The organism is Bacterioplanoides sp. (assembly GCF_965219715.1).
Lineage (GTDB): Bacteria > Pseudomonadota > Gammaproteobacteria > Pseudomonadales > Oceanobacteraceae > Bacterioplanoides.
On record NZ_OZ244785.1, the window covers coordinates 779,685 to 804,221 of the forward strand.

At 49.2% G+C, this 24,537-nt stretch carries 29 protein-coding genes; 15 read left to right on the forward strand and 14 right to left on the reverse strand.

The annotated features are described in order from the left end of the window. Positions 1-62: 62 nt before the first annotated feature. Positions 63-2,297: an NADP-dependent isocitrate dehydrogenase gene (locus ACOQOZ_RS04110; protein WP_420591008.1), complete on the reverse strand. Its 2,235-nt coding sequence runs from the start codon at positions 2,295-2,297 to the stop codon at positions 63-65. Positions 2,298-2,538: 241 nt separating this feature from the next. On the opposite strand from ACOQOZ_RS04110, the gene ACOQOZ_RS04115 reads away from it, so the two are divergent. From ACOQOZ_RS04115 to dusA, 5 genes are all read left to right on the forward strand, one after another. Next, complete coding sequence (locus ACOQOZ_RS04115; protein WP_420591009.1) at positions 2,539-3,171, forward strand: pseudouridine synthase; 633 nt, start codon at positions 2,539-2,541, stop codon at positions 3,169-3,171. A gap of 76 nt (positions 3,172-3,247) precedes the next feature. Beyond that, positions 3,248-3,697 (forward strand): NUDIX hydrolase, encoded by a 450-nt coding sequence (locus tag ACOQOZ_RS04120; RefSeq protein ID WP_420591010.1) that lies wholly within the window; start codon positions 3,248-3,250, stop codon positions 3,695-3,697. An 81-nt stretch (positions 3,698-3,778) separates the two neighbouring features. Beyond that, a complete protein-coding gene (gene mnmA, locus ACOQOZ_RS04125) occupies positions 3,779-4,891 on the forward strand; it encodes a tRNA 2-thiouridine(34) synthase MnmA (RefSeq protein WP_420591011.1) in 1,113 nt (370 codons plus the stop codon). Positions 4,892-4,904: 13 nt separating this feature from the next. Continuing rightward, complete coding sequence (hflD, locus tag ACOQOZ_RS04130) at positions 4,905-5,561, forward strand: high frequency lysogenization protein HflD (RefSeq protein ID WP_420591012.1); 657 nt, start codon at positions 4,905-4,907, stop codon at positions 5,559-5,561. After that, a complete protein-coding gene (gene dusA, locus ACOQOZ_RS04135; protein ID WP_420591013.1) occupies positions 5,558-6,541 on the forward strand; it encodes a tRNA dihydrouridine(20/20a) synthase DusA in 984 nt (327 codons plus the stop codon). The genes hflD and dusA overlap by 4 nt, the downstream gene beginning before the upstream one ends. A gap of 21 nt (positions 6,542-6,562) precedes the next feature. On the opposite strand, the gene ACOQOZ_RS04140 is transcribed toward dusA, so the two are convergent. Next, positions 6,563-6,838, reverse strand: a complete 276-nt coding sequence (locus ACOQOZ_RS04140) for a rhodanese-like domain-containing protein (protein ID WP_420591014.1) — start codon at positions 6,836-6,838, stop codon at positions 6,563-6,565. A gap of 173 nt (positions 6,839-7,011) precedes the next feature. On the opposite strand from ACOQOZ_RS04140, the gene tal reads away from it, so the two are divergent. Genes tal through ACOQOZ_RS04155 form a run of 3 tightly spaced genes read left to right on the forward strand, consistent with a single transcriptional unit; the run spans position 7,012 to position 9,282 of the window. Then, complete coding sequence (tal, locus tag ACOQOZ_RS04145) at positions 7,012-7,971, forward strand: transaldolase (RefSeq protein WP_420591015.1); 960 nt, start codon at positions 7,012-7,014, stop codon at positions 7,969-7,971. Further along, a complete protein-coding gene (locus ACOQOZ_RS04150) occupies positions 7,964-8,416 on the forward strand; it encodes a TerB family tellurite resistance protein (RefSeq protein ID WP_420591016.1) in 453 nt (150 codons plus the stop codon). Before tal ends, ACOQOZ_RS04150 begins: the two co-directional genes overlap by 8 nt. Continuing rightward, positions 8,413-9,282 (forward strand): DNA replication terminus site-binding protein, encoded by an 870-nt coding sequence (locus tag ACOQOZ_RS04155; protein WP_420591017.1) that lies wholly within the window; start codon positions 8,413-8,415, stop codon positions 9,280-9,282. Before ACOQOZ_RS04150 ends, ACOQOZ_RS04155 begins: the two co-directional genes overlap by 4 nt. A 16-nt stretch (positions 9,283-9,298) precedes the next feature. On the opposite strand, the gene ACOQOZ_RS04160 is transcribed toward ACOQOZ_RS04155, so the two are convergent. Further along, positions 9,299-9,646 (reverse strand): hypothetical protein, encoded by a 348-nt coding sequence (locus ACOQOZ_RS04160; protein ID WP_420591018.1) that lies wholly within the window; start codon positions 9,644-9,646, stop codon positions 9,299-9,301. 378 nt (positions 9,647-10,024) lie between these two features. Between ACOQOZ_RS04160 and ACOQOZ_RS04165 the strand changes: the two genes are divergently transcribed. The 6 genes from ACOQOZ_RS04165 to ACOQOZ_RS04190 all read left to right on the forward strand — a co-directional run bounded on the left by ACOQOZ_RS04165 (position 10,025) and on the right by ACOQOZ_RS04190 (position 15,678). Further along, on the forward strand, positions 10,025-11,062 hold the full coding sequence (locus ACOQOZ_RS04165) for an MBL fold metallo-hydrolase (protein WP_420591019.1): 1,038 nt from the start codon (positions 10,025-10,027) through the stop codon (positions 11,060-11,062). After that, positions 11,062-11,589: a hypothetical protein gene (locus tag ACOQOZ_RS04170; protein WP_420591020.1), complete on the forward strand. Its 528-nt coding sequence runs from the start codon at positions 11,062-11,064 to the stop codon at positions 11,587-11,589. The genes ACOQOZ_RS04165 and ACOQOZ_RS04170 overlap by 1 nt, the downstream gene beginning before the upstream one ends. Before the next feature lie 73 nt (positions 11,590-11,662). Next, on the forward strand, positions 11,663-12,184 hold the full coding sequence (locus ACOQOZ_RS04175) for a hypothetical protein (protein ID WP_420591021.1): 522 nt from the start codon (positions 11,663-11,665) through the stop codon (positions 12,182-12,184). A 116-nt stretch (positions 12,185-12,300) separates the two neighbouring features. Then, entirely contained in the window at positions 12,301-13,692 is a 1,392-nt protein-coding gene (gene yegQ / locus ACOQOZ_RS04180) for a tRNA 5-hydroxyuridine modification protein YegQ (protein WP_420591022.1), read from the forward strand. 70 nt (positions 13,693-13,762) lie between these two features. Further along, a complete protein-coding gene (locus tag ACOQOZ_RS04185) occupies positions 13,763-15,064 on the forward strand; it encodes an ABC transporter substrate-binding protein (RefSeq protein ID WP_420591023.1) in 1,302 nt (433 codons plus the stop codon). Further along, the gene (locus ACOQOZ_RS04190; protein WP_420591024.1) at positions 15,061-15,678 is read left to right on the forward strand and encodes an RluA family pseudouridine synthase; all 618 of its coding nucleotides are present in this window, start codon (positions 15,061-15,063) and stop codon (positions 15,676-15,678) included. Before ACOQOZ_RS04185 ends, ACOQOZ_RS04190 begins: the two co-directional genes overlap by 4 nt. Before the next feature lie 51 nt (positions 15,679-15,729). Here ACOQOZ_RS04190 and ACOQOZ_RS04195 read toward each other — a convergent pair whose 3' ends face one another. The 8 genes from ACOQOZ_RS04195 to ACOQOZ_RS04230 form a co-directional block, all read right to left on the reverse strand. After that, complete coding sequence (locus tag ACOQOZ_RS04195) at positions 15,730-16,443, reverse strand: DUF1461 domain-containing protein (protein ID WP_420591025.1); 714 nt, start codon at positions 16,441-16,443, stop codon at positions 15,730-15,732. Then, positions 16,440-17,315, reverse strand: coding sequence for an alpha/beta fold hydrolase (locus ACOQOZ_RS04200; protein ID WP_420591026.1), 876 nt, complete (start codon positions 17,313-17,315; stop codon positions 16,440-16,442). Before ACOQOZ_RS04200 ends, ACOQOZ_RS04195 begins: the two co-directional genes overlap by 4 nt. Beyond that, positions 17,312-18,127, reverse strand: coding sequence for an alpha/beta fold hydrolase (locus ACOQOZ_RS04205; protein WP_420591027.1), 816 nt, complete (start codon positions 18,125-18,127; stop codon positions 17,312-17,314). Before ACOQOZ_RS04205 ends, ACOQOZ_RS04200 begins: the two co-directional genes overlap by 4 nt. Before the next feature lie 86 nt (positions 18,128-18,213). Beyond that, positions 18,214-18,693, reverse strand: coding sequence for a phosphohistidine phosphatase SixA (sixA, locus tag ACOQOZ_RS04210; protein ID WP_420591028.1), 480 nt, complete (start codon positions 18,691-18,693; stop codon positions 18,214-18,216). A gap of 6 nt (positions 18,694-18,699) precedes the next feature. Next, on the reverse strand, positions 18,700-18,978 hold the full coding sequence (locus ACOQOZ_RS04215) for a DUF4389 domain-containing protein (RefSeq protein ID WP_420591029.1): 279 nt from the start codon (positions 18,976-18,978) through the stop codon (positions 18,700-18,702). Positions 18,979-19,022: 44 nt separating this feature from the next. Beyond that, positions 19,023-20,048: an NAD(P)H-dependent glycerol-3-phosphate dehydrogenase gene (locus ACOQOZ_RS04220; RefSeq protein WP_420591030.1), complete on the reverse strand. Its 1,026-nt coding sequence runs from the start codon at positions 20,046-20,048 to the stop codon at positions 19,023-19,025. A gap of 20 nt (positions 20,049-20,068) precedes the next feature. After that, the gene (locus ACOQOZ_RS04225; RefSeq protein ID WP_420591031.1) at positions 20,069-20,563 is read right to left on the reverse strand and encodes an STAS domain-containing protein; all 495 of its coding nucleotides are present in this window, start codon (positions 20,561-20,563) and stop codon (positions 20,069-20,071) included. Next, the gene (locus tag ACOQOZ_RS04230; RefSeq protein ID WP_420591032.1) at positions 20,560-21,732 is read right to left on the reverse strand and encodes a SpoIIE family protein phosphatase; all 1,173 of its coding nucleotides are present in this window, start codon (positions 21,730-21,732) and stop codon (positions 20,560-20,562) included. The genes ACOQOZ_RS04225 and ACOQOZ_RS04230 overlap by 4 nt, the downstream gene beginning before the upstream one ends. Positions 21,733-21,952: 220 nt before the next feature. Here ACOQOZ_RS04230 and ACOQOZ_RS04235 point away from each other — a divergent pair, with 220 nt between their 5' ends. Continuing rightward, complete coding sequence (locus ACOQOZ_RS04235; protein ID WP_420591033.1) at positions 21,953-22,255, forward strand: PilZ domain-containing protein; 303 nt, start codon at positions 21,953-21,955, stop codon at positions 22,253-22,255. Between the two features lie 36 nt (positions 22,256-22,291). Here the strand turns inward: ACOQOZ_RS04235 and ACOQOZ_RS04240 are convergent, their stop codons facing one another. The 3 genes from ACOQOZ_RS04240 to nfuA all read right to left on the reverse strand — a co-directional run bounded on the left by ACOQOZ_RS04240 (position 22,292) and on the right by nfuA (position 24,401). Continuing rightward, complete coding sequence (locus ACOQOZ_RS04240; protein WP_420591034.1) at positions 22,292-23,134, reverse strand: redoxin domain-containing protein; 843 nt, start codon at positions 23,132-23,134, stop codon at positions 22,292-22,294. A 21-nt stretch (positions 23,135-23,155) separates the two neighbouring features. Next, positions 23,156-23,722, reverse strand: a complete 567-nt coding sequence (locus tag ACOQOZ_RS04245; protein WP_420591035.1) for a TetR/AcrR family transcriptional regulator — start codon at positions 23,720-23,722, stop codon at positions 23,156-23,158. 88 nt (positions 23,723-23,810) lie between these two features. Further along, complete coding sequence (gene nfuA, locus ACOQOZ_RS04250; RefSeq protein ID WP_420592393.1) at positions 23,811-24,401, reverse strand: Fe-S biogenesis protein NfuA; 591 nt, start codon at positions 24,399-24,401, stop codon at positions 23,811-23,813. Between the last annotated feature and the right edge of the window lie 136 nt (positions 24,402-24,537).

The window sequence follows — 24,537 nt, forward strand, 5'->3', positions numbered from 1 at the left end:
CTCAACAGACAGCCATAAAAAAACCGCCATTTGGCGGTTTTTTTATGGCTGACATTCGCTGCTTAGCAGTGAATATTTGCCACCAACTCATTTAACGTTGCACTCGGACGCATCGCTTTTTCTGCCAGCTGTGGGTCTGGGCGATAGTAACCACCGATCTCCACAGCCTTACCTTGAACTTCAGTCAGCTCAGCAATCACTTTGTCTTCTTTGTCAGCAAAGGATTGAGCAACAGGACCGAAACAAGTTTTCAGTGCCTCGTCTTCATTTTGCTCAGCCAAAGCCTCAGCCCAGAACTTAGCGATGAAGAAATGACTACCGCGATTGTCCAGACCACCCACTTTACGCTCAGGTGATTTGTTTTCGTCAAGCAGCTTGCCTGTCGCGTCGTCCAGGGCCTTGGCCAGAACCTGAGCACGCTCATTACCAGTTTGATCAGCAAGATGCTCCAGCGATGCTGCCAGAGCCATAAACTCACCCAGAGAATCCCAACGCAGGAAATCTTCTTCCAACAGCTGCTGAACGTGCTTAGGCGCAGAACCGCCAGCGCCAGTCTCAAACAAGCCGCCGCCGTTCATCAGAGGCACAATCGAAAGCATTTTGGCACTGGTACCCAGTTCCATAATAGGGAACAGGTCTGTCAGGTAATCACGCAAAACGTTACCGGTGACAGAAATGGTGTCTTCGCCATTCTTAATACGCTCAAGGGAGAAACGCGTCGCTTCTTCCGGCGCCATAATACGGATATCAAGGCCGTCAGTATCATGCCCTGGCAGGTATTTCTCTACTTTTGCAATTAACTGTGCATCGTGTGCACGATTCTTATCCAGCCAGAAAATAGCCGGAGTCTTAGTGATTCGCGCGCGCTTAACAGCCAGCTTAATCCAATCCTGAATCGGAGCGTCCTTCGCCTGGCACATACGCCAGATATCACCCTGCTCCACAGAATGCTGCAGCAGTACATTTCCGTCAGAATCGATCACGGACATAGTTCCGTTTGCCGGCACTTCGAACGTTTTATCGTGAGAACCGTACTCTTCGGCTTTCTGAGCCATTAAGCCGACATTTGGTACGGTACCCATAGTCGTCGGATCAAATGCACCGTTCTTTTTACAGAAATCGATGGTTTCCTGATAAACACCTGCATAACAACGATCAGGGATAATCGCCTTGGTATCTGCCAAACCGCCATTCTCATCCCAGGCCTTACCCGAGTTACGAATTAAGGCAGGCATAGAAGCATCAACAATCACGTCGTTTGGAACGTGCAGGTTGGTAATGCCCTTATCAGAATCAACCATTGCAACTTTAGTGCGTGCAGCAAAGATTTCGTCGATTTTAGCCTGGATCGCTTTCTGCTTATCTTCAGGCAGACGGTCCATTTTATTAACTACATCACCAAAACCATTATTTGGATTAATGCTTACCGAAGCAAAATCTTCGGCAAATTCGGCGTACAGCTCACGGAAGAACACATCAACAGCGTGACCAAAGATGATCGGATCGGACACCTTCATCATGGTTGCTTTTAAATGCAGAGACAGCAACAGGCCCTGTTCTTTGCAGTCTTCAATCTGAGCGGCAAGAAAATCACGCAGCGCCTGACGGCTCATTACTGAAGCATCAATAACTTCACCAGCCAGCAACGCTGTTTTTTCCTTCAGCACCTGGGTATTGCCTTCGGCATCGGCAAATTCGATGCGTACTGTGGTATCACCAGCAACGGTTACAGACTTTTCACTGCCATAAAAATCGCCAGATTCCATATGAGCAACATGAGTCTTTGAATCTGCTGACCATTCACCCATTGAGTGTGGGTTCTTACGTGCGTATGCCTTAACAGCACCCGGCGCACGACGGTCTGAGTTACCTTCACGCAGAACCGGATTCACCGCACTGCCTTTTACCTTGTCATACAAGGCTTTGATTTTAACTTCTTCTTCGTTCTGAGGCTCATCCGGGTACTTCGGGAAAGCATAGCCTTTGGCACGAAGCTCTTTCAGTGCATCTTTCATCTGAGGAATAGAAGCACTGATATTAGGTAATTTAATAATGTTAGCTTCTGGAGTCTTAGCCAGATCACCCAGCTCAGCCAGTGCATCAGCAATGCGCTGATCTTCATTCAGGTATTCACCCATGGTCGCAATCAGTCGACCTGATAATGAGATGTCGCGAGTTTCTACTTCGATTCCGGCAGACTGGGTGAACGCTTTAACGATAGGTAATAAAGAATACGTCGCCAGCGCTGGCGCCTCGTCGGTCTCGGTGTAGATTATTTTCGGTGTGTTTGTCGACATCTTTACTCCTATAGCATTTTGCTTGTGCTGTATCGCGAGGGCTCAACAAATAGGTTGCTTGTGGCAGCCAGGTTTCGGTTGAATCGCCCTTAAGAACTCGCCAATCGTGTGTCTGACGAGTCATAATCAGACAAATAAACGTCTCATTTGGTTCATTCACTGATATTCCGGGCGCTAATTTGTAGTTTTTCTACAAAAATTGCAAGCTAGACGAAAGAATTAGTAGTTTTCTTACACATCTATGGCAAACCTGATCCTGCTTAACAAACCTTTTAATGTTCTGTCTCAGTTTAGTGACTCTGAAGGACGCTGCACGCTGAAAGCGCATATTTCTCAAACAAATGTATATCCGGCAGGCCGACTGGACTATGACTCAGAAGGGTTACTATTGCTTACCGATAACGGCCAGCTGCAAGCGCAAATCTCAAGCCCGAAATTCAAAATGGAAAAAACCTACTGGGTACAGGTTGAGGGCAATCCTGACGAAGCAGCGCTCGATGCATTGCGCCAGGGGGTTACGTTAAAAGACGGACCAACCCGCCCAGCGAAAGTCAGAAAGATAGACGAACCGGACATTTGGCAGCGTAATCCGCCGATACGGCAACGCCAGAACGACATCACACAGTGGCTGGAAATAAAAATCAGCGAAGGCAGAAATCGCCAGGTCCGTCGAATGACGGCACACATTGGCTTCCCGACTCTGCGACTTATTCGAGCTGCTATCGGCAACTGGTCACTGGATAAACTACAACCAGGAGAAAGCCGTTCTCTCTCGGTTCACATGCCAGAAACCAAACCAACGGCCAAACGCTCAATGCCCGGCAAACGCCAACAACGTCACAATCACAAGCACGACAGGAAACCAAAACGCTGATTCAATTTGAGCAACATCTGCGTCTTATGTAGACTCTCCGCCTTTTTATACCCTTTGAATCTGATAGGTTATTCGTATGTCTGAACGCTGGACCCCACACGCCACGGTTGCCACCGTCATCGAGCAAGATGGCCGCTTCCTGATGGTAGAGGAAGTCAGTTCAGGCAAAACCGTGATCAACCAACCAGCTGGCCACGTTGAAAAAGGCGAGTCCATTCTTGATGCCGCTCGTCGAGAAACTTTAGAAGAAACCGGCTGGACGGCTGAGCCCCAGAATTTGATTGGTCTCTACACCTACACCGCGCCAAGCAACGGAGTTACTTATCACCGTTACTGCTTCGCCGCGCAAGCCGGTGAAGCGATTGAGAACGCGGTGTTAGATGATGGCATCATCGGACCGCGTTGGATGACCATTGAAGAATTGCGCAACAGCCCCAACCTCAGATCTGACATGGTATTAACCTGCGTAGAAGATTATCTCGCAGGGCGGCAATTTCCTCTGGAAATTATCGTCGAGCATCCTTGATCGGCCCGCCCTGCTCACAAAACAGTTTTTGTTTAATATCAAAAACTTACATTAACAACTTAACAAAAGCATCCAAGCGAAATGACCAAGTTAGCTGACCTTAACCCAGCCGAAACAAAAGTCATCGTTGGCATGTCCGGCGGTGTCGACTCTTCCGTTTCAGCCTACCTGCTGCTGCAGCAAGGCTATCAGGTGGAAGGTCTGTTTATGAAAAACTGGGACGAAGATGACGGTACCGAATACTGTACCGCCAAAGAAGACCTTAACGACGCACAGCAAGTGTGTGACACACTGGGCATCAAACTGCACCAAGCCAACTTTGCTGCCGAGTACTGGGACAACGTGTTTGAGCATTTCCTTGAGGAATATAAAGCCGGACGCACCCCAAACCCTGACATTCTGTGCAACCGCGAAATCAAATTTAAAGCATTCCTTGAATACGCTCAGGTACTAGGGGCCGATCTGATTGCGACCGGCCACTACGTCCGTCGCGGCGATAACGGTGAAATTACTCAGCTGCTGAAAGGTTTGGATAACAATAAAGACCAAAGTTATTTCCTGCATGCGGTCGGTGGCGATGAAATTGCCAAGACCCTGTTTCCGGTCGGCGAACTGGAAAAGCCGGAAGTCCGCCGCATTGCCGAAGAAAATAACCTGATCACTCACAATAAAAAAGACTCCACCGGAATCTGTTTTATTGGCGAACGCCGCTTTAAGGACTTCCTGCAACAGTATTTGCCAGCACAACCGGGGCGCATCGAAACCGAAGACGGAATCGATATTGGCGAACACCAGGGGCTGATGTACCACACCCTTGGTCAACGCCAGGGCTTAGGCATTGGTGGTTTAAACGGATTCTCGGAAGAGCCTTGGTTTGTTGCCGATAAAGACCTGGAGCGAAACGTTCTGATCGCCGTACAAGGCAAGAACCACCCTCGCCTTTTTAAAGACTGGCTGAAGACATCCGAAATCTACTGGGTCAACGACGAGCCGGAATTGCCACTGCGTTGTAAAGCCAAGGTACGTTACCGCCAGGCCGATCAGGATTGCGTCATCCATAAATCGGAAAGTGGCTATCGGGTTGAGTTCGACCAACCGCAACGAGCGGTTACTCCAGGTCAATCTCTGGTGTTATATCTCGGTGAAATTTGCCTTGGCGGCGGCGTCATCGAACAAACCGGCAATGCCAGCTAAGCAGACAGGGACAATGAAAGAAAATAACTACACTCCAATGACCCGCAACTACGAGCAAGCCACGGCACTTGCTGCCGTGTTCCAGGCTGCTTCTCTGGTGGAACAGCTGGCTCGCAGCGGAGATATTCCGGAAGAGACTTCCCAGCCATTGCTGGAAAGTTTGTTCTGCCAGAACCCGGATCATTTTCACGATATTTATGGTGATGCCAGCACTCGCCTGACGATTGGCCTGAAGCAACTCCGCGCCATTGCAGGCAAAGATCCCCAGGGCATTAGCCCGGATGTCACCCGTTATGCTCTGAGCTTATTGCACCTGGAGAAAAAGCTCAGTAAAGCGCCGGAAATGCTGAACACTCTAGGCCAGGGCATTCACGATGCTGAGCGCCAGGCGCATCACTTTGGTATCACCCACGAAAACACCATTGCCTCCCTGGCGGGTCTGTACAAGCAAACACTGAGCAACCTCAGCTTTCGCATCCGGGTAACCGGGAACCCTAGCTACCTGCAAACCAACCACACTGCCAACCGCGTTCGCACCCTGCTACTGGCGGGTATTCGAGCGGCTATGCTATGGCGCCAGGTCGGCGGCAAACGCTGGCACTTATTGGTTAATCGCGGTCGTTACCTGAAAGCCTGTAATGAATTACTCAGCGGTGACGTTAACCGATGAAAAAGATCAATCGCCGCTTCAGTACCGCTCCCATGATGGACTGGAGCGACAGACACTGCCGCGCTTTCTGGCGCCAACTCAGCAAAGAAGCCCTGTTGTATACCGAAATGGTAACCACAGGAGCGTTGATTCATGGCAATCGAGAACGCTTCCTGCAATATAACGATATCGAACATCCGGTCGCCCTTCAGCTAGGAGGCTCCAACCCGGATGAGTTGGCTCAATGTGCAAAATTTGCAGAAGAATGGGGTTATGACGAAGTCAATCTGAACGTTGGCTGCCCCAGCGACCGGGTTCAGAACAACATGATTGGCGCATGCCTGATGGCCCATCCGCAGCTGGTGGCCGACTGCATTAAGGCGATGCAGGATGCCTGCAACATAGAAGTAACGATCAAGCACCGTATCGGCATCGACGATATTGACAGTTACGAACATATGCGAGACTTCGTTGCTACCGTCGCTGAAACCGGCTGCAAATCGTTCACCGTGCATGCTCGCAAAGCGATTCTTCAGGGGCTTTCACCAAAAGAAAACCGCGATATTCCACCGCTGCAATACCCGCTGGTTTACCAGCTGAAACAGGAATTTCCCGAGCTGGAAATCATTATTAACGGTGGCATTAAAACCCACGAAGAATGTGACCAACATCTTAAGCAGGTTGATGGTGTTATGCTGGGCCGCGAGGCGTACCACAACCCCGGCATTCTGATGCAGGCCGATGAACGCTATTTCGGTAAAGAAGCGATTGAGAACGCTGACTCTCTGGAAAGGCGTATTCAGGCGGTACGTGACTTCTATCCCTATATTGAAGATCAACTCAGCTGTGGCGCCACACTGCACTACATCAGCCGACATATGCTGGGACTGTTTAACGGCATTAAAGGTGCGCGTCAGTTCCGTCGCCACCTCAGTGAAAACGCTTTCAAAAAAGAATCTGGCATCGATGTGATGGAAACAGCACTGAGCTTTGTTGAATAGGCTCAGCGCTGCTTTTTCGTATCAGAGCGGCCCACCATAACGCTGAGCATCTTCAAAACCACCAATGTTTTTAACATTGGTGTAACCCTGCTGTTGCAGCTGCTCCAAAGCAAACGTTGCACGACGACCTGAGCGACAATAGAGCAAAACCTCTGCGTCCTTATCAAGCTTAAGTGCTTTAACACCCGCAACGATCTCGTTGTGAGGGATATTGTGCGCGCCTTCAATATGACCACCAGAGAATTCTCCGGCACTGCGCACATCGATCCATACCGGATCACCTGCCCATACAGCCATACTAAAAAGCACAATAAAAAGTGCACTGAACATTTTCATCATATTTCTCCAAGTAATTGTCTGAGTTGACTTTTTTTAACCAAAGAGACTTGCAAACGCATTGACCTGAGTCGCTGCTTAAGAGAATCTAAGCTTTGTCTTTTTATTTATTAACACAGGATTCAGGAAATAGCATGAGCAAACTGGACGCCCTGAGAGATATGACGGTAGTCGTGGCTGACACCGGCGATATTGAAGCCATTCGCCAACACCAGCCAGTCGATGCAACCACCAACCCTTCTCTTATTCTTAAGGCCGCGCAACTGGATGCCTATCAACCCCTTCTGAAAGAAGCGATTGAATGGGCAAGCCAATGCAAAAACTCTGAATCCCTGGTTGCTAACGCCAGTGATAAACTCGCCGTCAGCATAGGATGTGAGATCCTGGAGATCATTCCCGGATTAATCTCTACCGAAGTTGATGCGCGCTTATCATTCGACCGTGATGCCACCGTCGCCAAAGCCCGCAAACTGATTCAGATGTATCATGATGCCGGCGTCAGCAAAGACCGTATTCTGATTAAAATCGCCTCAACCTGGGAAGGCATTCAGGCCGCCAGAATTCTTGAGTCTGAGGGCATTCACTGCAACCTGACATTGCTGTTCAACTTTAGCCAGGCTGTTGCCTGTGCCGAAGCCGGCGTGACTTTAATCTCTCCATTCGTTGGTCGCATTCTCGACTGGTATAAGGCTAACCAACCAGAACAAGACTACTCAGGTAGCCGTGACCCGGGCGTTCAGTCTGTATCTCAGATTTATAACTATTACAAACAGCATGGTTATAAAACGGTGGTTATGGGCGCCAGCTTCCGCAATACCGGAGAAATCGAACAACTGGCTGGCTGCGATAAGTTAACCATCAGTCCGGATTTACTGGAACAACTCAGCAAAGACCCGAATCCGCTGCCGCGGGTACTGTCTGCTGACAATGCCACAACCAGTATCGAGAAGGTCAGCATTAACGAAGCCGAGTTCCGCTGGGCAATGAATCAGGACACCATGGCTTGCGAGAAGCTGTCCGACGGTATTCGCCGTTTTGCAGCAGATCAGCAAACTCTGGAAGACAAACTGAATCAGATCGCCAAGAATGCTTAACTCTCTTTTCGAGCTGTTCAAACAGCCTCAACCACAACGCAGCGAACACAGCCTGGCATTGGCATCCGCTGCGTTACTGGTCGAGATCATGCGTGCCGATCATGAGATTGATGAGCACGAAAAACAGGCTCTTGTTGGTGCTCTGCAAAGCTCTCTTGGATTGTCTTCGCAGGAAGCGACCAACCTGATGAAAGAAGCGATTGTGTTAACTGATGCATCGAACGACCTGCAGCAGTTCACCAAAGTCATTCATGCTCAGTGCGACGTTAATGAAAAGTTCACCTTGCTTTGTAATCTCTGGCGTGTTGCCTACGCCAGTGACGGACTCGATAAGTATGAAGAGCATATGATTCGTCGCATATCAGAATTGCTCTACATTCCACACAGCGAATTTATCCGCGCCAAACTTGCCGTACGCGACGCAACCGCCGGAGATCAACGTTGATCAGCGACCTGATTGAAGAGTTCAGACAACTTACCGATTTGCTACAACAACTCAGGAATCATCTGCTCAACAACCGCCCCGGACATTACTTCCCACTATCAGATAACGAACGGTTAGTCTGCGATGATTCGCTGCAACATGCCTGCGATTTGTTAACGGACCTGTGGTACAAGGGCAATCAGGATGGCCGCGAAACCCGGACTCGCCACGGCTTGATTCTGGCTGACGAGCACACCACAAGGTTAATCGAGCAAACAAACCAACAAAAGGATCGCTTTCGCCTTGCCGTTAATCAGGAAAAGCAAAACCTGGATGCTGAGCAATGGCACTCACGCCAGCAAGAACTGGGCACGCAGGCACAATCGCTGCGCTCAAGCCTGATCTTTGCAGGCATGCAAAGAGTGCATCTGAAACAAAGCTATCGTCATATTCCCCTACTCTCACAAAAACCGAGCAAGATTGGTTTCAGCTGGTATAACAATGGTCGCTCAATAAAGAAGATATCGCACCAGCAGGCACAAGAGCTGCTACTGGATTTAGGCGAGGAAAAAACACATATTCAGGCACAACTGCAAACACTGGCTAATTTATCCGCCAACACTCAACTTGCACAAGTACAGACACTAGCGCCGACCATGCGCGCTAACCTGGTATTTAAAAGCGGCGAGAATATTGTTCGAAAAGCGATGAATTGCCCGCTGCCACTGTTTATTCCCGCGTCATATGACAACGATCAGATATTGCCAGAATTTAATCAGATTGATTTAACGCCGCCGGTCGGCAGGACTCGAATATCAAGAAGGGACAATAAAATTACTGAAGAAGCGATATTACCCAGTATTCGGGCTTTTGGTTATTCCGATTAATCAAACACGAATATATCTAGCCAACCAATTGTTCGGCCTGCGCCTCTGGCTGCTCTGAAGCGAGATGATGGGCAATCTGGTGATAGCCACCCTGAGCCAGATCGGCAAATCGTATAGAAACACTGCAATGATTCTGAGATACACGCCGGACGGAATTAATAATCCCCTGCCCGGAGATATGATCTTTGCTTTTATATGGCTGAAGATTAAGTTCAAGATCAAAACGAATAAAACGACCAGAACCATCACGAAAACATTCCGCCTGATCAATGGGCATATTAACGGATATACCAAGGGGGCTCAGCTCCAGCGCTTCACCTTCAAATAAAATGTCGTCGATATGTTTCAGCGTTATCTGAATCATGGATATATCCATCAGAACTCAAAACTATCCTGACCTTAGCGTATATATGTTCAAATTCCAACCAACTAATAATACCCTCGGGTTAGAGTTCGTAGCGTATTGTTTCGATATGTTTTAACGCCTTTATTCGATCACTACTCATATTCAAAAGTAAAACTCGATTTATATCCGTTTGCGCAGGGACTTAGCGTCGTATGGATAACAATCTATTCCACTGCATTAATGATTATTCAAAATAACCCTGACTTCATTCCAAAGATTCAATATTTGACCTTTAAAAACAATAAGTTAGATATCAATAACAACAATCCAAGATTGTCCTTTAACGACAGTAGAGAGTACAATCTGGCATCCAATTACAATTAGAAGTATGTTCTCATGACATTCCGTTCAATAATGAAAATGGCTACTGCGGCAGCCATGATGACGCTCGCCGCGTGCTCCAGCAAACTGCAACTCCCCGCTTACGAAGACACAGCACAGTCTAAATCTCTGGCGGATGATTCTTTGTCAATTCAGTATCTTGGCGTAGGTGGTCATATTCTGTCCTACAAAGGTACACGCATTATGACCGCCCCTTCGTTCAGCAACCCTCACTTTATGTTTGCCGGCCCGTTCTTTCCTATGTCAGTTGATGAAGAAAAAGTGGATGAGTTTATCCCGGATGTTTCCGATGTTGAGATGATTCTGGTTGGCCACGCACATTACGACCACTTGCTGGATGTACCTTATGTGATGGACCGCCATGCTCGCAAAGCACACGTTTATGGTTCCAACACCATGGCGAACACATTGGCGCCGGTGATGAAAAAAGAACGCATCCATGCATTAAACGACAAAATGGGCGACATTGATCGCGAAGGTGAATGGATCTACAGCCAAAGTGGCAAAGTGCGCATCATGCCGATCAAAGCCAGTCATGCTCCCCACATCATGGGCATTAAGTTTATGGGCGGAGAACACGATGAACCACTGAGTGACCTGCCATGGCATGCATTTGGCTGGAAAGAAGGCCAGACCCTGGCATTTATCATTGATTTTCTGGATGACGATAAAACCGTCGCACATCGCATCTTCTACCAGGACGCTGCCAGCAGCGAACCTCGTGGCCTGGTACCACAAATGGCTGATGGCAAAGAAATCGACATCGCAATTTTATGCCCTGCGGCATTCACCCAGGTGGATGACTACCCGGAATCAATTGTTAAAAACACCCAGGCGCAGCATTTCATCCTGGGTCACTGGGAAGACTTTTTCGCCAACGACCTGGCGGGGGAGCAACGCTTTGTTCGCCTGACCAATCAACACGACTTTATTGAGCGACTGGAAGGTTCGATGCCAAAAGGCAGCACCTGGACACTACCAGCACTCTTCAGTACCCAACACTTCGCTAAAGACGGGATTATTCGTAAATAATGACTGCTGCAGCACCGCTTACCAACTCCATACAACGGGCCGCCTGGTGCGCGGCTGTTGCACGCATAAACCGCTCACACCTGACGTTCTGGTGTGAGCATCAGAATTATCAGGACCAGCCTTTTGTTAAGCTCAGCAATAAGCTTGATGCGTATCTAAAAGGTGAACTGAAATCCCTGGCGAATCTCGAACGCTTCCACGCAGCGTTTGCAGAGTGGCGCAACGATTTCCCGGAAGATGACAACCTCGCTTATCGCATTGCAGAGCTCGTTTGTTCAGCGCTGTATTCTGGTGTTGAGGCCATCCTTGATCCGGAATGTGACGACATCCCATTACTGAATGGCAACATCCAGGATTTGTATCAGGAAATGGCGTCGCTGAGTGATCATACCGACGATATGCGACAGTACTGGTCCGATATTCAATCTGCCCTGAGTGATGTGTTGGCGGAACAACAGTCCACGCCGGTTAACCGCGATTATTTTGATCTGCTCAAACAGATCGATACCTCCCTGTTTGGTATGTAACGCCTTATTGACCTATCTCTCCTTTTGAAAACTGTTTCGCTATAGACTGGCGTTACCTCAAAAGGAGAAGGTTATGGCAAATAAGATTACCCAACTTGTAATAGCAATATGTATATCCCTGGCATTACCAACCGCATTCGCCGACCAGACTGCCCTGCAACATCTTCGTTTTAAAACCCAGCACGATACGCCGGTCAAAATATCATCCAACATCCGCATTGTTTTATTTGCCCATGATATGGACAGCAAAGATGTGATTGATGAAATGCTGGCAGGTAAGCCTGAGGATTACCTGAAACAACATGATGCCATTTATGTCGCCAATGTTTCCGGAATGCCAAGAATCATCGCACGTATGTTTGCCTACCCTGCAATGCGCGAAAAGCCGTATGACATCTGGCTGGACGAATCCGGAACACAAACCAGCGACTGGCTTCAATCCGAAGGCAAAGTAACCATCTTTCAGCTGGATAGTTTTCGCATAGTCAGCTCAAATACCACGGACAACATTGAAGAGCTGAATCACATATTGGCTAAAACTCATACCGAACCAACGCCTGCTACTTCTATTGTTAAAGCACCAACTGCGGATTGAGCACCGAATCAAGGGCGAATTCACGGCTTGTCACAATAAATTTCTGATTTCGCATTTACGCCAGAGACGCCGGAATTTAAAATCCGGCTTTTTTATATGGTTATACCGAGGCCGCAGTGACCAATAAGCCCGTTTTTACTCCTGAACTTCTCTCTCCCGCTGGCACTTTCCAGAACATGGAATATGCATTTGCCTACGGCGCCGATGCCGTTTACGCCGGCCAACCGAGATACAGCCTGCGTGTCAGAAACAACGATTTCACTCTGGATAACCTCGCAAAAGGCATCGACTACGCCCACAGTCTTGACAAGCAATTCTATGTCGCCAGCAACATTGCGCCGCACAATAGCAAAGTCGATACCTACATGCGCGATATCGAGCCCGTCATTGGCATGAATCCGGATGCTCTGATCATGTCGGATCCTGGTCTGATTATGCTGGTAAAAGATAAGTGGCCCGATCAGGTGGTACACCTTTCAGTGCAGGCAAACGTCGTTAACTACGCCTCTGTCGAATTCTGGCGCCGCCAGGGCGTCAGTCGCATCATTCTGTCGCGCGAACTGTCGCTGGATGAAATCGCTGAGATTCGTCAACGCTGCCCAGAAATGGAAATCGAAGTGTTTGTTCATGGTGCGTTGTGTATCGCCTATTCCGGTCGCTGCCTGCTATCTGGCTATATGAACCACCGCGATCCGAACCAGGGCACCTGCACTAACGCCTGTCGCTGGAAATACGACGCCCATGAAGCTCAGGAAACAGACAGCGGTGACATCATTCCTGCCAACGTCGAACAATTCGATCCGAGTCAACCAAGCACCCAAATCGTTAGCAATAAAAGCTCTACTCTGGGCGAGGGTGGTACAACCGATAAAATATTCCTGTTGCAGGAAGGCAACCGCGACAATGAATACATGCCGGCGTTTGAAGATGAGCACGGCACCTACATCATGAACTCCCGCGATTTACGCGCCATTCAGCATATTGAGAAACTGGTTGAACTAGGCGTACATTCTTTAAAAATCGAAGGCCGTACAAAATCTCACTACTACGCCGCCCGGACCGCCCAGGCCTACCGCAAAGCAATTGATGATGCCGTTGCAGGTCGCCATTTCGATAAAAACCTGATGGACACTCTTGAGCACATGTCCAACCGCGGCTACACCGAAGGCTTCTTCCGTCGCCACGTGCATGACGAATATCAGAACTACGAACGAGGCACATCGCTCAGCACGGCACAGCAATTCGTGGGTGCAATCACTCATTCGGATGACGAATACCTGACCATCGAAGTTAAAAACCGCTTTGAGGTTGGCGATTCACTCGAACTGATGACGACCGATGGCAACACCACCTTCACTCTTGATCAATTAACCGACAGTGGTGATCAACCAAGAAACGATGCACCAGGCTCTGGTTTTATCGTCAAAATCGCCATTCCCGATGCAGCGAAAAGTCATAACATGCACCGCGCTATGCTGATTAGGAATTTGCCAAGTAAGTCGCAGTAAAGTGGCTTGGCAAGACACGACAGCTTATCTATAGTGCCGTGATACAACCAAAAACAATAACGAGGACTTTATGAAAAAGGCACTGCTCAGCGGGTTGATGATCATCACCAGCCTGTTTGCCGTGGTCAGTCATGCCGAACAGGATGTTCCCCGCCAACTGGTGGAAAACGCATCTAAACAAATGACAGAACGTCTGATTGCCGATCGCCAGATGGTGCAATCGCAAGAGTATTACATCGAGCAATTAGTCGATGAATTACTGCTGCCGGTTGTCGATCACGTTTATATGTCCAAACGTGTGCTGGGCAAGCACTGGCGCCGCGCATCGAAGGAACAACAAAAAACCTTCGTTCGTGCCTTTAAACAAAAAGTTATCCGCACTTATGCCGGAGCTTTTAAAGCCTTTAATGGTGAAGAGATTCGCTACGACGAATCCCGCCTGAATAAAAAAGGCAACCAGGCACTGGTCAAAAGCCAGATCGTACGCATTGGTGCGGCCAATATTCGTGTCGACTACAAGCTCTACTTCAAGAAAGATAAGTGGCGCGTCTTTGATGTCATCATTGAAGGTGTCAGCCTGACCAAGAGCTTCCGCGACCAGGTCAGCATGAGCATCGAACAAAACGGCCTCGCCAAAGCCATTTCCAAGCTGGCCGACGAATATAAGAGCGAAGCCCCCCAGGTAAAGCTCGGGGGACACGCGTGGGGACCGTATCTGGGTAAACATCTTCCCAACTACGGCCTGGCTGCAGAAATTGTGACTGCAGCCTTCACGCGTGTCGGCTACAAAGTCACAATCGAATTTATGCCATGGTCACGCGTCATGGACGAAGCTGGCAGTGGCGAGCTCGACGGCTCTATTGCGACCTGGTATACCCCGGAGCGAGCAAAATCGCTCTACTTCTCCGATTCCTACATCGACAACAAACTGGTATTCGTCAAACGCAGCAACGACCCGTTTGAGTTTCAGAGCCCTGAACAAATTCAGCAGTTTATTGCCAACAAAGGCTATCGTCTGGGCATCTTCGATGATTTTGCCTACGGCAAAGAGTTCGATCAGGTGAAACCGCTGTTCAGTGTTGAGACCCGCGAATATTGCTCCCAGTTGTTTCGCGATGTTGCTAATAAAAGCCTTGATCTTGCGCTGGTGGATCACTGGGTCGCCGACACCGAACTGGCGGACAAGAAACACATCGCAGAACACCTGACTCAGGTAGCTGGCACCCTGGCCTCCCGCCCTCTTCACGTCACTATTCCCAAGTCCAGTAAAAATGGCCAGGCACTGATTGATGCCTTCAACACCGGACTCAAACGACTCAAACAAGACGGCACCTACCAACAACTGCTGGAGCAACATCAGTTCCCACAATGACAGATTTAGAAGTACTGTTCTCCGATGACGATATCGTCGTCATCAACAAGCCCTCAGGTTTATTAAGTGTTCCAGGTCGTTACGAACCCGATTGCGCAGTCAGCCGACTGGAACAGCAATTCGGAACGATTCTGGTGATTCACCGTCTGGATATGGATACCTCAGGTATTCTGGTGTTCGCACGCCATAAAACAGCCCAGGCAAACATCCAGCGCCAGTTTGAGCGCCAGACAACCCGAAAAGTGTACGAGGCTCTGGTATATGGAAAGGTCAAAGGCAATTGGGGCTGTATCAATATGCCGATTATTGTTGACTGGCCAAATCGACCTCTACAAATGATCAGCCATACTCAAGGTCGCTACGCTCTGACCCGCTGGCAAAAACAAGCGGTTGAAGGTGACTATTGCCGGATGACACTGTTACCCAAAACCGGGCGTTCTCACCAGCTGCGTATTCACATGCAACAGCTGGGGCACCCGATTGTTGGTGATACTCTCTACGCCAATGGTCACGACCTTGCTGACAAACGCTTATGCCTGCATGCCAGGGAATTGGATTTTGACCACCCAGCAACGGCCGAACGACTCACCTTTGTCTGCCCACCGGCATTCTGACCAGAGCGACATACCTAAGCCAGCAAACTTGGCCTTAGCGTTTAAGGCCTATCAGGCGTTGCGGCAATATCGCCGTAGCGCCAGGATATACAACGCAAACAACACCAGCGCCAGCACCAACATCGCCACAGCAATTCCGCCAAAAATGAAAGGAGCCTTCATCAAGGTAGTCATTAAGGAATCCTGATAGTAGAAAAACCATTCATGATCTGGCGGAAACATCCAGACATGCATCTGGTAAAACACGGTTTTTGGCCCAATAACAACCACAACAACCGTCAGGCCCGCAATAACGCCGAGCAGAATACCCAATTGCTGAAACCAGGCTGGCTGATTACCGGAACGAACCAGCACGGTAGTCAGCAGCAATGCCACGACAACAGCGCCAAACCCCAGCAGCTGAAACGCATCGACCAGATTAGCGACATCCTGCAAATGAACCACTTCGGGTTCGCGCATTAGAACAATCGATTGACCATCACGCTGAAAAGCAATTTGTGCAAGCCCTTCGCCCTGATGGTGAATACCATGCACGATTTCCGCAAACATACGCTCATGATCTTCACGGCCGGTGAGCTCTAATCCGGAAATGTAGCGGTTTTGTGGACCAAACTTATCAATATGCTGTTCGATGCCATAGAGGTCGTAAAACCAGCCATAGCCATAGTCCTGACTGGCCAGCAGGTTCCAGCTGAAAAATAATGCGGCGACAAACCCAGCCAACAAGGCAATAAACCATAACGCTGCGCGCAATCGACTGATCATACCTGCACCTCGGCCAAAAATTGCAAAACCTGCCCTGCGACCACTTCAGCCGTAGACGCCTCCAGGTGAAAGTGGTGATGCCCTTCGATACTTTCAAAATGACTTTGCGCCAGATACGACAGGCGCAGGTCAAACATCGACTGCGGAATAAAGCTCTGACTTGCGCGAATCACAAGAACCTCACAAGCAACCTGGTTAAAAAAGCCCTTCACCATGTCCTCCGTCATCCTCACCTTGGAAGCGTGACGTAAACGCGGGTCTGTTCGCCAACTCAGACCGTTCTCTGAAGACCTTAAATTTCGTTCGACCACCGGAAGAATACATTGCGGCGACAATACCGGATCTTTAGCGGTTCTGGCTTCCAGAGCTTTTTCGACCGAGGTATAAAATTTAGTGCGACTACCCTGTTTTTTTCTGCGAATGGCATCGTCAATCCCTTTGCGTAGCTGGTCAGCCGCCTGATTAGGCGGTGTAGACAACGGCCCCATCGCATCTAGTGCTGAAACAGACAACACTTGCTCAGGAAAGCTGGCGGCACAAATAAGTGCCGTTGCGGCGCCCATCGAATGCCCCACCAGATGCACCTTAGCATCAAGCTGCTGCAGTACTTCAACAACCGCTGCGGTTGCTTCCCAGATGTAATAGTCACCACCATCAGCCAGCCAATCCGAATGACCATGACCCGGTAAATCCAGGGCCAGCAAGCGATAACCCTGAGCGATGATGGCCGGTGCAAATCGATCAAAACTGGCCGCACTATCGAGCCAACCATGCAGCGCTACAACAATCGGAGCATCCGGGTTCTGCCAATCTCCCCAGGCGATGGCGGCAATATTCCCTTCTGCGGTATCGAATACCTTGTCTTGCCTCATAACATCTCTCCCAGTAACTGATGAATCAGCTCTGCGGTTTCGCGGGGTTTTTCCAGCGGGAACATATGGCCGCCGGGTAACCAGCGCACCTTCATGCCCACTTTGCTCTTCATTCTTGCGCCATTCATTGGCCAGAACACATCGCTGTTGCGGCCACCAATAACCGCCGATGGCATTGCCAATGGCTTATCGCTGCGTACATTGTGCGGAATAGTACGATAAATATTCATTTCAGTTTCAGGATCAAAACGCAATCGCACCCCTTTAGCAGGATCATTAGCATCAACCCATTCAGTCCCGGCGTTGACATAGTGACGTAATGACTCCGGATGAAAACGCTTCATCAGCGATTTACCTGAAAAATAATCCATCGCTTCTTGCTGATCAGCCCAGTGTTGACGCCTGCCATCCGTACGCCCTGCCGGTGTTACGCGGTCAGAGAGGTTTAAACGCTTCAACATCTTAAAGCCGAACGCCTGCATCGGCGTCAGCACAGGCGAATCAAGCATAATCAGCCCTTTGATCAGATCCGGTCGGTTACGCGCCACCATATAACTGAGCAAGCCACCTAATGAGTGACCCACCGCGATTACCGGACGAGAGTAATTCTGCTCAAAATAGTGGGTGAGCTCTTTTTCAAGTTGAGTCCAGTTATCTGTAACCGGGTACTGAGGCTGATGACCAAGACGATCAATGGTTTTAACATCATAATGTTCAGCCAATTGATCAAGCAGGATTTGATAACTCCCGGCAGGAAAGCCATTAGCATGGGAGAAATGCAGGATGTCACGAAGACCGGATTGAGACGTCATCAGAAGTAAGCATTATAACCAAAAGCTGGAAACTACCTTTTGGTTATTCAGATGACAAGGGGAAATAATGCCTTATGAAGGCAGGCTTAACCTTCTTCGAGCGCCGGGTACCATACAGACGCTACCGACATACAGCCGGACGCCGCAATATCACCTTCCAGCAACCAGCACTCCGCTGGCGACCATGGCTGGTCATAAATTTGCCCGTCGACCAGCTTAGCCGCCAATCGACCAACCAGCGGCAAATGAGAAACCAACACAATATCCGTTTGCTCGGAAGTCAGTTGTTCGACCAACCTCTCGACCTTTCCATGCGGCACAATCTCTTCATGCTCTTCCACAGCTAACGACGTTGCAGCAGCAATTGCGTCGGCCGTCTGGCGGGCTCTCAGGTAAGGACTGGCGAAGATTCTGGCATTGTCCGACAAATCACCTTTTGCCAGCAATTCAGCCAGCCAGCGACCGGCGCCTTGTGCCTGTCCCTGACCTTTGGCCGTGAGCTGGCGCAGGTTATCTTCATCAGCGCCAATTTCAGCGCTGCCATGTCGAACAATACATATCTTCACGATCGTTTAAACCTTGGATTCAGGCCAGTCCTGGAAAGGATATGGCTTTTCTTCAGTTGCACCTGACAGATACTGAACAATCTGACCGATGTAAGTTCCCAGGCTGTCACCAAATTGCGCCAGCGCCGGATTTACATCACCGGTCAATAAACGGAAGCCCCATTGAGCGGCACCCAAAACCAGAATCACCAGATCCAGGATTCGGTAGACCACAAAAAATCCAACCAGATAAATGGTTTTCAGCCAGAAGGCATCCGAAGTTACGTTGTCTTTCAGGTCACTCATTTCAATCACTCAAGTTAGGGAAAATTTAAAAATACAGCGTCAAACTAAATTTCACTGCGCGGTAAGGCAAATTCAACGTCAGAGGCGTGCTCACCCGACATTAGCCCCTGAGCAATCAGCCTTGGGTCTGCACCGTTAAACAGAACTTCATACGCTCCCATAACCAGAGGCATATAAATATCTAATTCAGCAGCTTTTGCCCTGACATAACGCAAGGTATTAACACCTTCTGCCACTTCACCTAAAGATTCGATGGCTTCATCCAGTGTTTTGCCTTCACCAATAGCAAAACCAACACGGTAGTTACGACTCAATGGCGAGCTACAGGTCACAACCAGATCACCAACGCCGGCCAGGCCAAGAAAGGTTAACGGATTCGCTCCCAACGCCACAGCAAAGCGACTCATCTCTGCCAGTGAGCGGGTAATAATCATACTGCGGGAGTTTTCACCCATACCAAGTGCGGCAACAAATCCCGACACAATGGCGTAAATGTTCTTCAGGGCACCGCTCAGCTCAACACCATACAGATCGTCAGAGGCGTACACCCGGAAGTAGGAACAGCTTAAGCCAGACTGAACATTGCGGCGTAAATCACTGTTTTTGCTTGCAATAACGGTTGCAGCCAGTTCTCTTCGGGCAATTTCCTTAGCCAGATTAGGGCCAGACAGAACACCAACCGGATTATCAGGACAGAGATCAGACAACACCTGACTCATCAGCAGGAAATTCTCCTGCTCAATCCCCTTCGTTGTGCTGACCAGCGCCTGATGCGGTTTCAGCTTTGCGGCAAATGTGGAAACCACATCACGCACTGAGCGGCTTGGTACAGACACGAAAATCACGTCCGCATCTTCAATCACCGCATCCAGGTCTGTACTGGCCGACAGCTCTGGATTCAGCTCCGTGCCCGGCAAGTATTTCGGATTCAGATTCTGCTGATTAATGGCGTCAGCAATGGCAGGATCACGCAGCCACTGCACGGTTTGAATATCATTATCTGCAAGGATATTGGCGACAACAGTACCAAAGCTGCCCCCACCAATAACCGTGGCCTTGTTAAAATTCACACATCCCCCTATTGGGTGCTTCAGCAGTTGTGACGATCGGACTCTAAACAGTCCACCAGTTCTTTAAATACGTCCTTATTTTTGTCATTCAAGCCCATCAGGACTTTATGGGCGGCAATCACCTGCTCCCGGGCTTCATCCTCGGTCACAGCATCCGCAACCCACTGGCAAAAATCAGCCGGATCTTCGAACGGTTCATCGATAATATGGAAAACCTGATCAAACCCCATACTCAGCAAAATACGGGTAATGCTTGGGTTTGGACTGGAAATGGTCGGCGTAATCGCGAAGCGATCACGGCATAGAATGGAAATTTTGGCGATCTGACCAAGTGTTGTGCTATCGACACCTTCAGCCTGTGACAGATCAATCACCACATTGGAAAAGTCCGGGCGTTCGAGAATATCGTCGAGATACTTCTCAAGCGCTGAACACAAATTCAGACGGACATCGCCTCGCAAGCGAATAATATGCGTGCCGTTATGAAAGGCGACGAGCACTTCACCTGATGTCATACGGAACCTCGGGCTATCGATACCATGGCAATATCATCCGGAACTTCAACTCCGGCACGAACCCCAAGCGCTTCAGCAAGGCGTTCAATATTACCCTGACTCTCTATCGCCGCAGCTAACAGAGCGTCTTCTTTTTTATTCAAGGTCGATTCTGGCATGATTTCCAGTATTCCATCGGAAAACATTAGTAAAGAAAAGTTCTCAGGCAGCGCCATTGTGTATTCCTGGTAACTGGCTTCCGGGAACAATCCCACCGGCATGGCCCGCCCTTCGAGATAGCTGGCGCGGTTCTCCGCGAGCATAATTGGCATCGGGAAATGACCACCAACACTGTACAGCAACTGATTCTTCTCGAGGCATACAACGCCGTAAAACATGGTCAGATGTTTATCGAGCTCGGAAGCGTGCAGTTCAGAATTCACTCGCGACAATACCCGAGCCGGATGTAATACGTCCGCACTGGAGCCACGCCTGAAGTTTCGCTTCAGGCGATAGGTCAGGTTTTTCAGCAATACCGTAACAAATGCAGAGGATGCGCCATGGCCGGAAACGTCGGCGATGTAAAACACCAGGCGATTATCATCGAGTTCGAAATAATCAAGAAAGTCACCACTGAGCATCAGTGATGGTGTGACCGAGTGTCGACAAGAAATCTGCTTGAAGTCCAGCGGCTCAGGCAACATTCGTAACTGCGCCTGACGCCCGGCCAACTGATCGTTGCGCAGCTCGTCTAAACCACGCTGGAGCTCGGTATTGGTCTTTTCCAAATACTCGCGATAGGCGCGATTCTCTTCTTCAAGCTGAGCACTCTGCAGCGCTTTCGTCAGAGAATGGTGCAACACTTCCAGATCGATAATGGGCTTCACCAGATAATCGTCTGCGCCGAGACGTAACGCCTGCACTACGTCGTCCATTACACCAGCACCGGAAACAACAATAACCGGAAGCAACGGACTGCGGGCTTTGATCAGCTGCAGCAATTCGATTCCGCCAACACCAGGCATCTTAAGATCGCAAATCACAGCATCGACACGATGCTCATCCAGCACGACCAGACCTGTGGCAGCTGAATCAGCGGTCAACATCGAATAATCGCAATCATCAAGATAAGCCGCAATGCTATCGCGGACTAATGAGTCGTCATCAATGACCAGCACGGCTGTGGCCATTTACGTCTCCCATCTCTTTTAGAAGTGGCGAACGTTACCCCCATATTACGGGGGTTGCAATCCCGATTGGTAAATTTGTGGGGCCGGTAATTCGATTTTAATTACCGAACTTTCCTGACTATCATTATTTCTGTGCAGCTCGAACATTGTATCGGCACAAGCTATGCTGAATTATCCAATAACAACAAGCAGAGACAGCAGGTCATCCAAGGAGAATCTTATGTCAAATCTGGCCCGGAATTTTCAGGAGAAAAGGGACTACATTCGTATGCAGGTGGACACCCCGGCCACACTGACCCTAAGTGATGGACAGAGCTACCAGGTTACCTGTATCGACCTGAGCTCCAGTGGCGTTCAGCTGAAAAGCCAGGAACCCATACCGGTTAATTCCGCCGGTGAACTGAAAGTAGAAAGTGGTGGCGGCTCAACCTTGCCGTTACATGCAAGAGTATCGACTTGTCGCGTACAGTCCTTAGACAGCGGCGACTATCGAATCGGGTTGAGCATCGATTCCTTCCTTTAAATAAAAAAGCCGAAGCATCGCTTCGGCTTTTTTGACTCAGGCTCCGTCCAGAATAGCCAGAAAGGTTTCTGGTTCCGGGCGCACACGATAATTATCGGTCAGGTCCAGAAAGATCACCTTCCCTTCCGCATTCGTCATTACCACCGTCGGCATAGCAGTATCACTGTCATAACCCAGGCCCTGAAGTCCGGCTGGCGTACCGCCAATTGCATCAATTTTAAGTGCCTTTGCCGCATTGTTATCAACATCAACCATAAAATTGAAATTTACCTTAAAGCGCTTTGCCAGTCCTTCGCTGTTGTTATGAGATTGCGAACTGACCAGAAAGGTCTGCACGCCGCGCTTTTCCAATTCCTGATATTGGCTCGCCACTTCTTTAATCTGCGCCATACACAATGGACACCAGTTGCCACGATAGAAGATAAACAACCCCGGCTTACCAAAACTATCTGACGACTTAAATTCACGCCCGTCAGGGTATTGCAACTGGAAGTCAGGCAATGTCTTACCCTGTTGTAGCGGAGACTGCTGACGACCGCTGAAGCGGCTGTACCAGAATACATAAAGCAGCGCACCAACCACCAAAGCAGCCGAGACAACAATCGGCAGCGCTTGCTGCCCTGTCAGACCCAGATACCCGGTTATAGCTCCAGCCAATACCGTTGGCACGATCACGCTGGGGAGGTTGGCGCTGGTGCGAGAGACACCACCCAGAAACAACCAGGTCATAAAAATACTGATTGGCAAAGCCGTCAGACTCAGTGCGGCATAAGCGACAGAAGACGATTGCCATGCCTGAACGGCAGCACCGAATAACGTACCAAACGCAAGCGTCAGATACGTCGAGATAAAGAAAGATTTAATCCACATGCTATTCATAGCAGCACTCCAGTGAGATTGTTATTGTGATTTCTTCAGCTGATCGAGCGACCAGTTAATTTGTTGATTTAATACCTCTGGCGATGAACCGGCCTGGCTTTGTAAGCGCCACCCCAGTAGCAAACTGAACACCCATTCGACCGCCTGATGAGCGTCCAGGGACAGCTGGTCTTTATTTAACTCAACCAGCCACGCTGCTTTTACAGCATCAAATTCGCGCATCACCTGAGCCCGCAGCTCATCATCAACTCCAGACAACTCAGATACCGAGCTCACCAGCAAACATCCTTGCTTTAATGGAATCGCCTGCTCATTGGTCAACGTCAGCAACAGAAACTGGCGTAACGCATCAATGCCGTGATATTGCTGGGCAATCACGGTAAACAGTTGCACCGCACTTTGCGCATACAGTGCAACGCAGTCCTGAAACAGACTGCGTTTATCACCAAAACTGTTATAAAAGCTGCTGCGACTGATTCCCATGGCCTCAAGCAGTACCGCCATACTGGCGGCCTGATACCCCTGCTTCCAGAAGCAATTCATGGCTTTTACCAATACCTGTTGTCGATCAAACTCCGCCGGTCTCAATTCAGCCTCCAATTAACAAATGCATTCTGTACTGATCATTCCAATTAAGGCAAAAATAAACCCGACTGCCAACAGCCGGGTTTAAACATTATTTGAAATAGGCGTTATCTGCCTGAGAGTGATCAGTTTCGTCGCGTACGCCGGTTACTTCCGGAATTTTTGCAACCAAACTGGCTTCTACGCCATCTTTCAGAGTCATATCAACGGCGCTACAACCCTGACAACCACCGCCAAATTTAAGAACGGCAATCCCCTCTTCGGTCAGCTCAACCAGGCTGACTTCACCACCATGAGCCGCAAGCCCCGGGTTAATTTCGGTATACAGCAGATAGTTTATGCGTTCTTCCACCGGGCTATCGGCATTAACTTTGGGCATCTTGGCGTTTGGCGCTTTGATTGTCAGCTGGCCACCCATACGGTCTTTCGCAAAATCAATTTTTGATTCTTCCAGATACGGAATACTCATCGCCTCAACATAAACGCGCAGCTTATCCATCTGCTGTAACTCGTCATTGGCGCTGACTTCTTCCGGACGACAGTACGCAAGACAGGTTTCTGCATACTTGGTACCTGGCTGCGTAATAAAGATGCGTACGGCCATACCTTCGGTATTTTGCTTTTCCAGCAATTCCGCCAGATAGGTTTCCGCATCCGGAGTAATATTTACGTAAGTCGTCATCATCTCTACCTCAATCAAGTGGCGCCATATTACCTAATAGTACTGCCTGACGAAATACCCTAGCAAAGCAGTTGGGTAAGATAGATTGTTGCAATGAAGGTGCGCAATGCTTCAGGAAAACCGTATCTTGTGCTGA

Bases quoted from the DNA above. Each gene is read 5' to 3' on its own strand.
- ACOQOZ_RS04110 (WP_420591008.1), bottom strand. From the start codon at position 2,297: ATGTCGACAAACACACCGAAAATAATCTACACCGAGACCGACGAGGCG.
- ACOQOZ_RS04115 (WP_420591009.1), top strand. From the start codon at position 2,539: ATGGCAAACCTGATCCTGCTTAACAAACCTTTTAATGTTCTGTCTCAG.
- ACOQOZ_RS04120 (WP_420591010.1), top strand. From the start codon at position 3,248: ATGTCTGAACGCTGGACCCCACACGCCACGGTTGCCACCGTCATCGAG.
- mnmA (WP_420591011.1), top strand. From the start codon at position 3,779: ATGACCAAGTTAGCTGACCTTAACCCAGCCGAAACAAAAGTCATCGTT.
- hflD (WP_420591012.1), top strand. From the start codon at position 4,905: ATGAAAGAAAATAACTACACTCCAATGACCCGCAACTACGAGCAAGCC.
- dusA (WP_420591013.1), top strand. From the start codon at position 5,558: ATGAAAAAGATCAATCGCCGCTTCAGTACCGCTCCCATGATGGACTGG.
- ACOQOZ_RS04140 (WP_420591014.1), bottom strand. From the start codon at position 6,838: ATGGCTGTATGGGCAGGTGATCCGGTATGGATCGATGTGCGCAGTGCC.
- tal (WP_420591015.1), top strand. From the start codon at position 7,012: ATGAGCAAACTGGACGCCCTGAGAGATATGACGGTAGTCGTGGCTGAC.
- ACOQOZ_RS04150 (WP_420591016.1), top strand. From the start codon at position 7,964: ATGCTTAACTCTCTTTTCGAGCTGTTCAAACAGCCTCAACCACAACGC.
- ACOQOZ_RS04160 (WP_420591018.1), bottom strand. From the start codon at position 9,646: ATGATTCAGATAACGCTGAAACATATCGACGACATTTTATTTGAAGGT.
- ACOQOZ_RS04165 (WP_420591019.1), top strand. From the start codon at position 10,025: ATGACATTCCGTTCAATAATGAAAATGGCTACTGCGGCAGCCATGATG.
- ACOQOZ_RS04170 (WP_420591020.1), top strand. From the start codon at position 11,062: ATGACTGCTGCAGCACCGCTTACCAACTCCATACAACGGGCCGCCTGG.
- ACOQOZ_RS04175 (WP_420591021.1), top strand. From the start codon at position 11,663: ATGGCAAATAAGATTACCCAACTTGTAATAGCAATATGTATATCCCTG.
- ACOQOZ_RS04185 (WP_420591023.1), top strand. From the start codon at position 13,763: ATGAAAAAGGCACTGCTCAGCGGGTTGATGATCATCACCAGCCTGTTT.
- ACOQOZ_RS04190 (WP_420591024.1), top strand. From the start codon at position 15,061: ATGACAGATTTAGAAGTACTGTTCTCCGATGACGATATCGTCGTCATC.
- ACOQOZ_RS04195 (WP_420591025.1), bottom strand. From the start codon at position 16,443: ATGATCAGTCGATTGCGCGCAGCGTTATGGTTTATTGCCTTGTTGGCT.
- ACOQOZ_RS04200 (WP_420591026.1), bottom strand. From the start codon at position 17,315: ATGAGGCAAGACAAGGTATTCGATACCGCAGAAGGGAATATTGCCGCC.
- ACOQOZ_RS04205 (WP_420591027.1), bottom strand. From the start codon at position 18,127: ATGACGTCTCAATCCGGTCTTCGTGACATCCTGCATTTCTCCCATGCT.
- ACOQOZ_RS04215 (WP_420591029.1), bottom strand. From the start codon at position 18,978: ATGAGTGACCTGAAAGACAACGTAACTTCGGATGCCTTCTGGCTGAAA.
- ACOQOZ_RS04225 (WP_420591031.1), bottom strand. From the start codon at position 20,563: ATGACATCAGGTGAAGTGCTCGTCGCCTTTCATAACGGCACGCATATT.
- ACOQOZ_RS04230 (WP_420591032.1), bottom strand. From the start codon at position 21,732: ATGGCCACAGCCGTGCTGGTCATTGATGACGACTCATTAGTCCGCGAT.
- ACOQOZ_RS04235 (WP_420591033.1), top strand. From the start codon at position 21,953: ATGTCAAATCTGGCCCGGAATTTTCAGGAGAAAAGGGACTACATTCGT.
- ACOQOZ_RS04240 (WP_420591034.1), bottom strand. From the start codon at position 23,134: ATGAATAGCATGTGGATTAAATCTTTCTTTATCTCGACGTATCTGACG.
- nfuA (WP_420592393.1), bottom strand. From the start codon at position 24,401: ATGACGACTTACGTAAATATTACTCCGGATGCGGAAACCTATCTGGCG.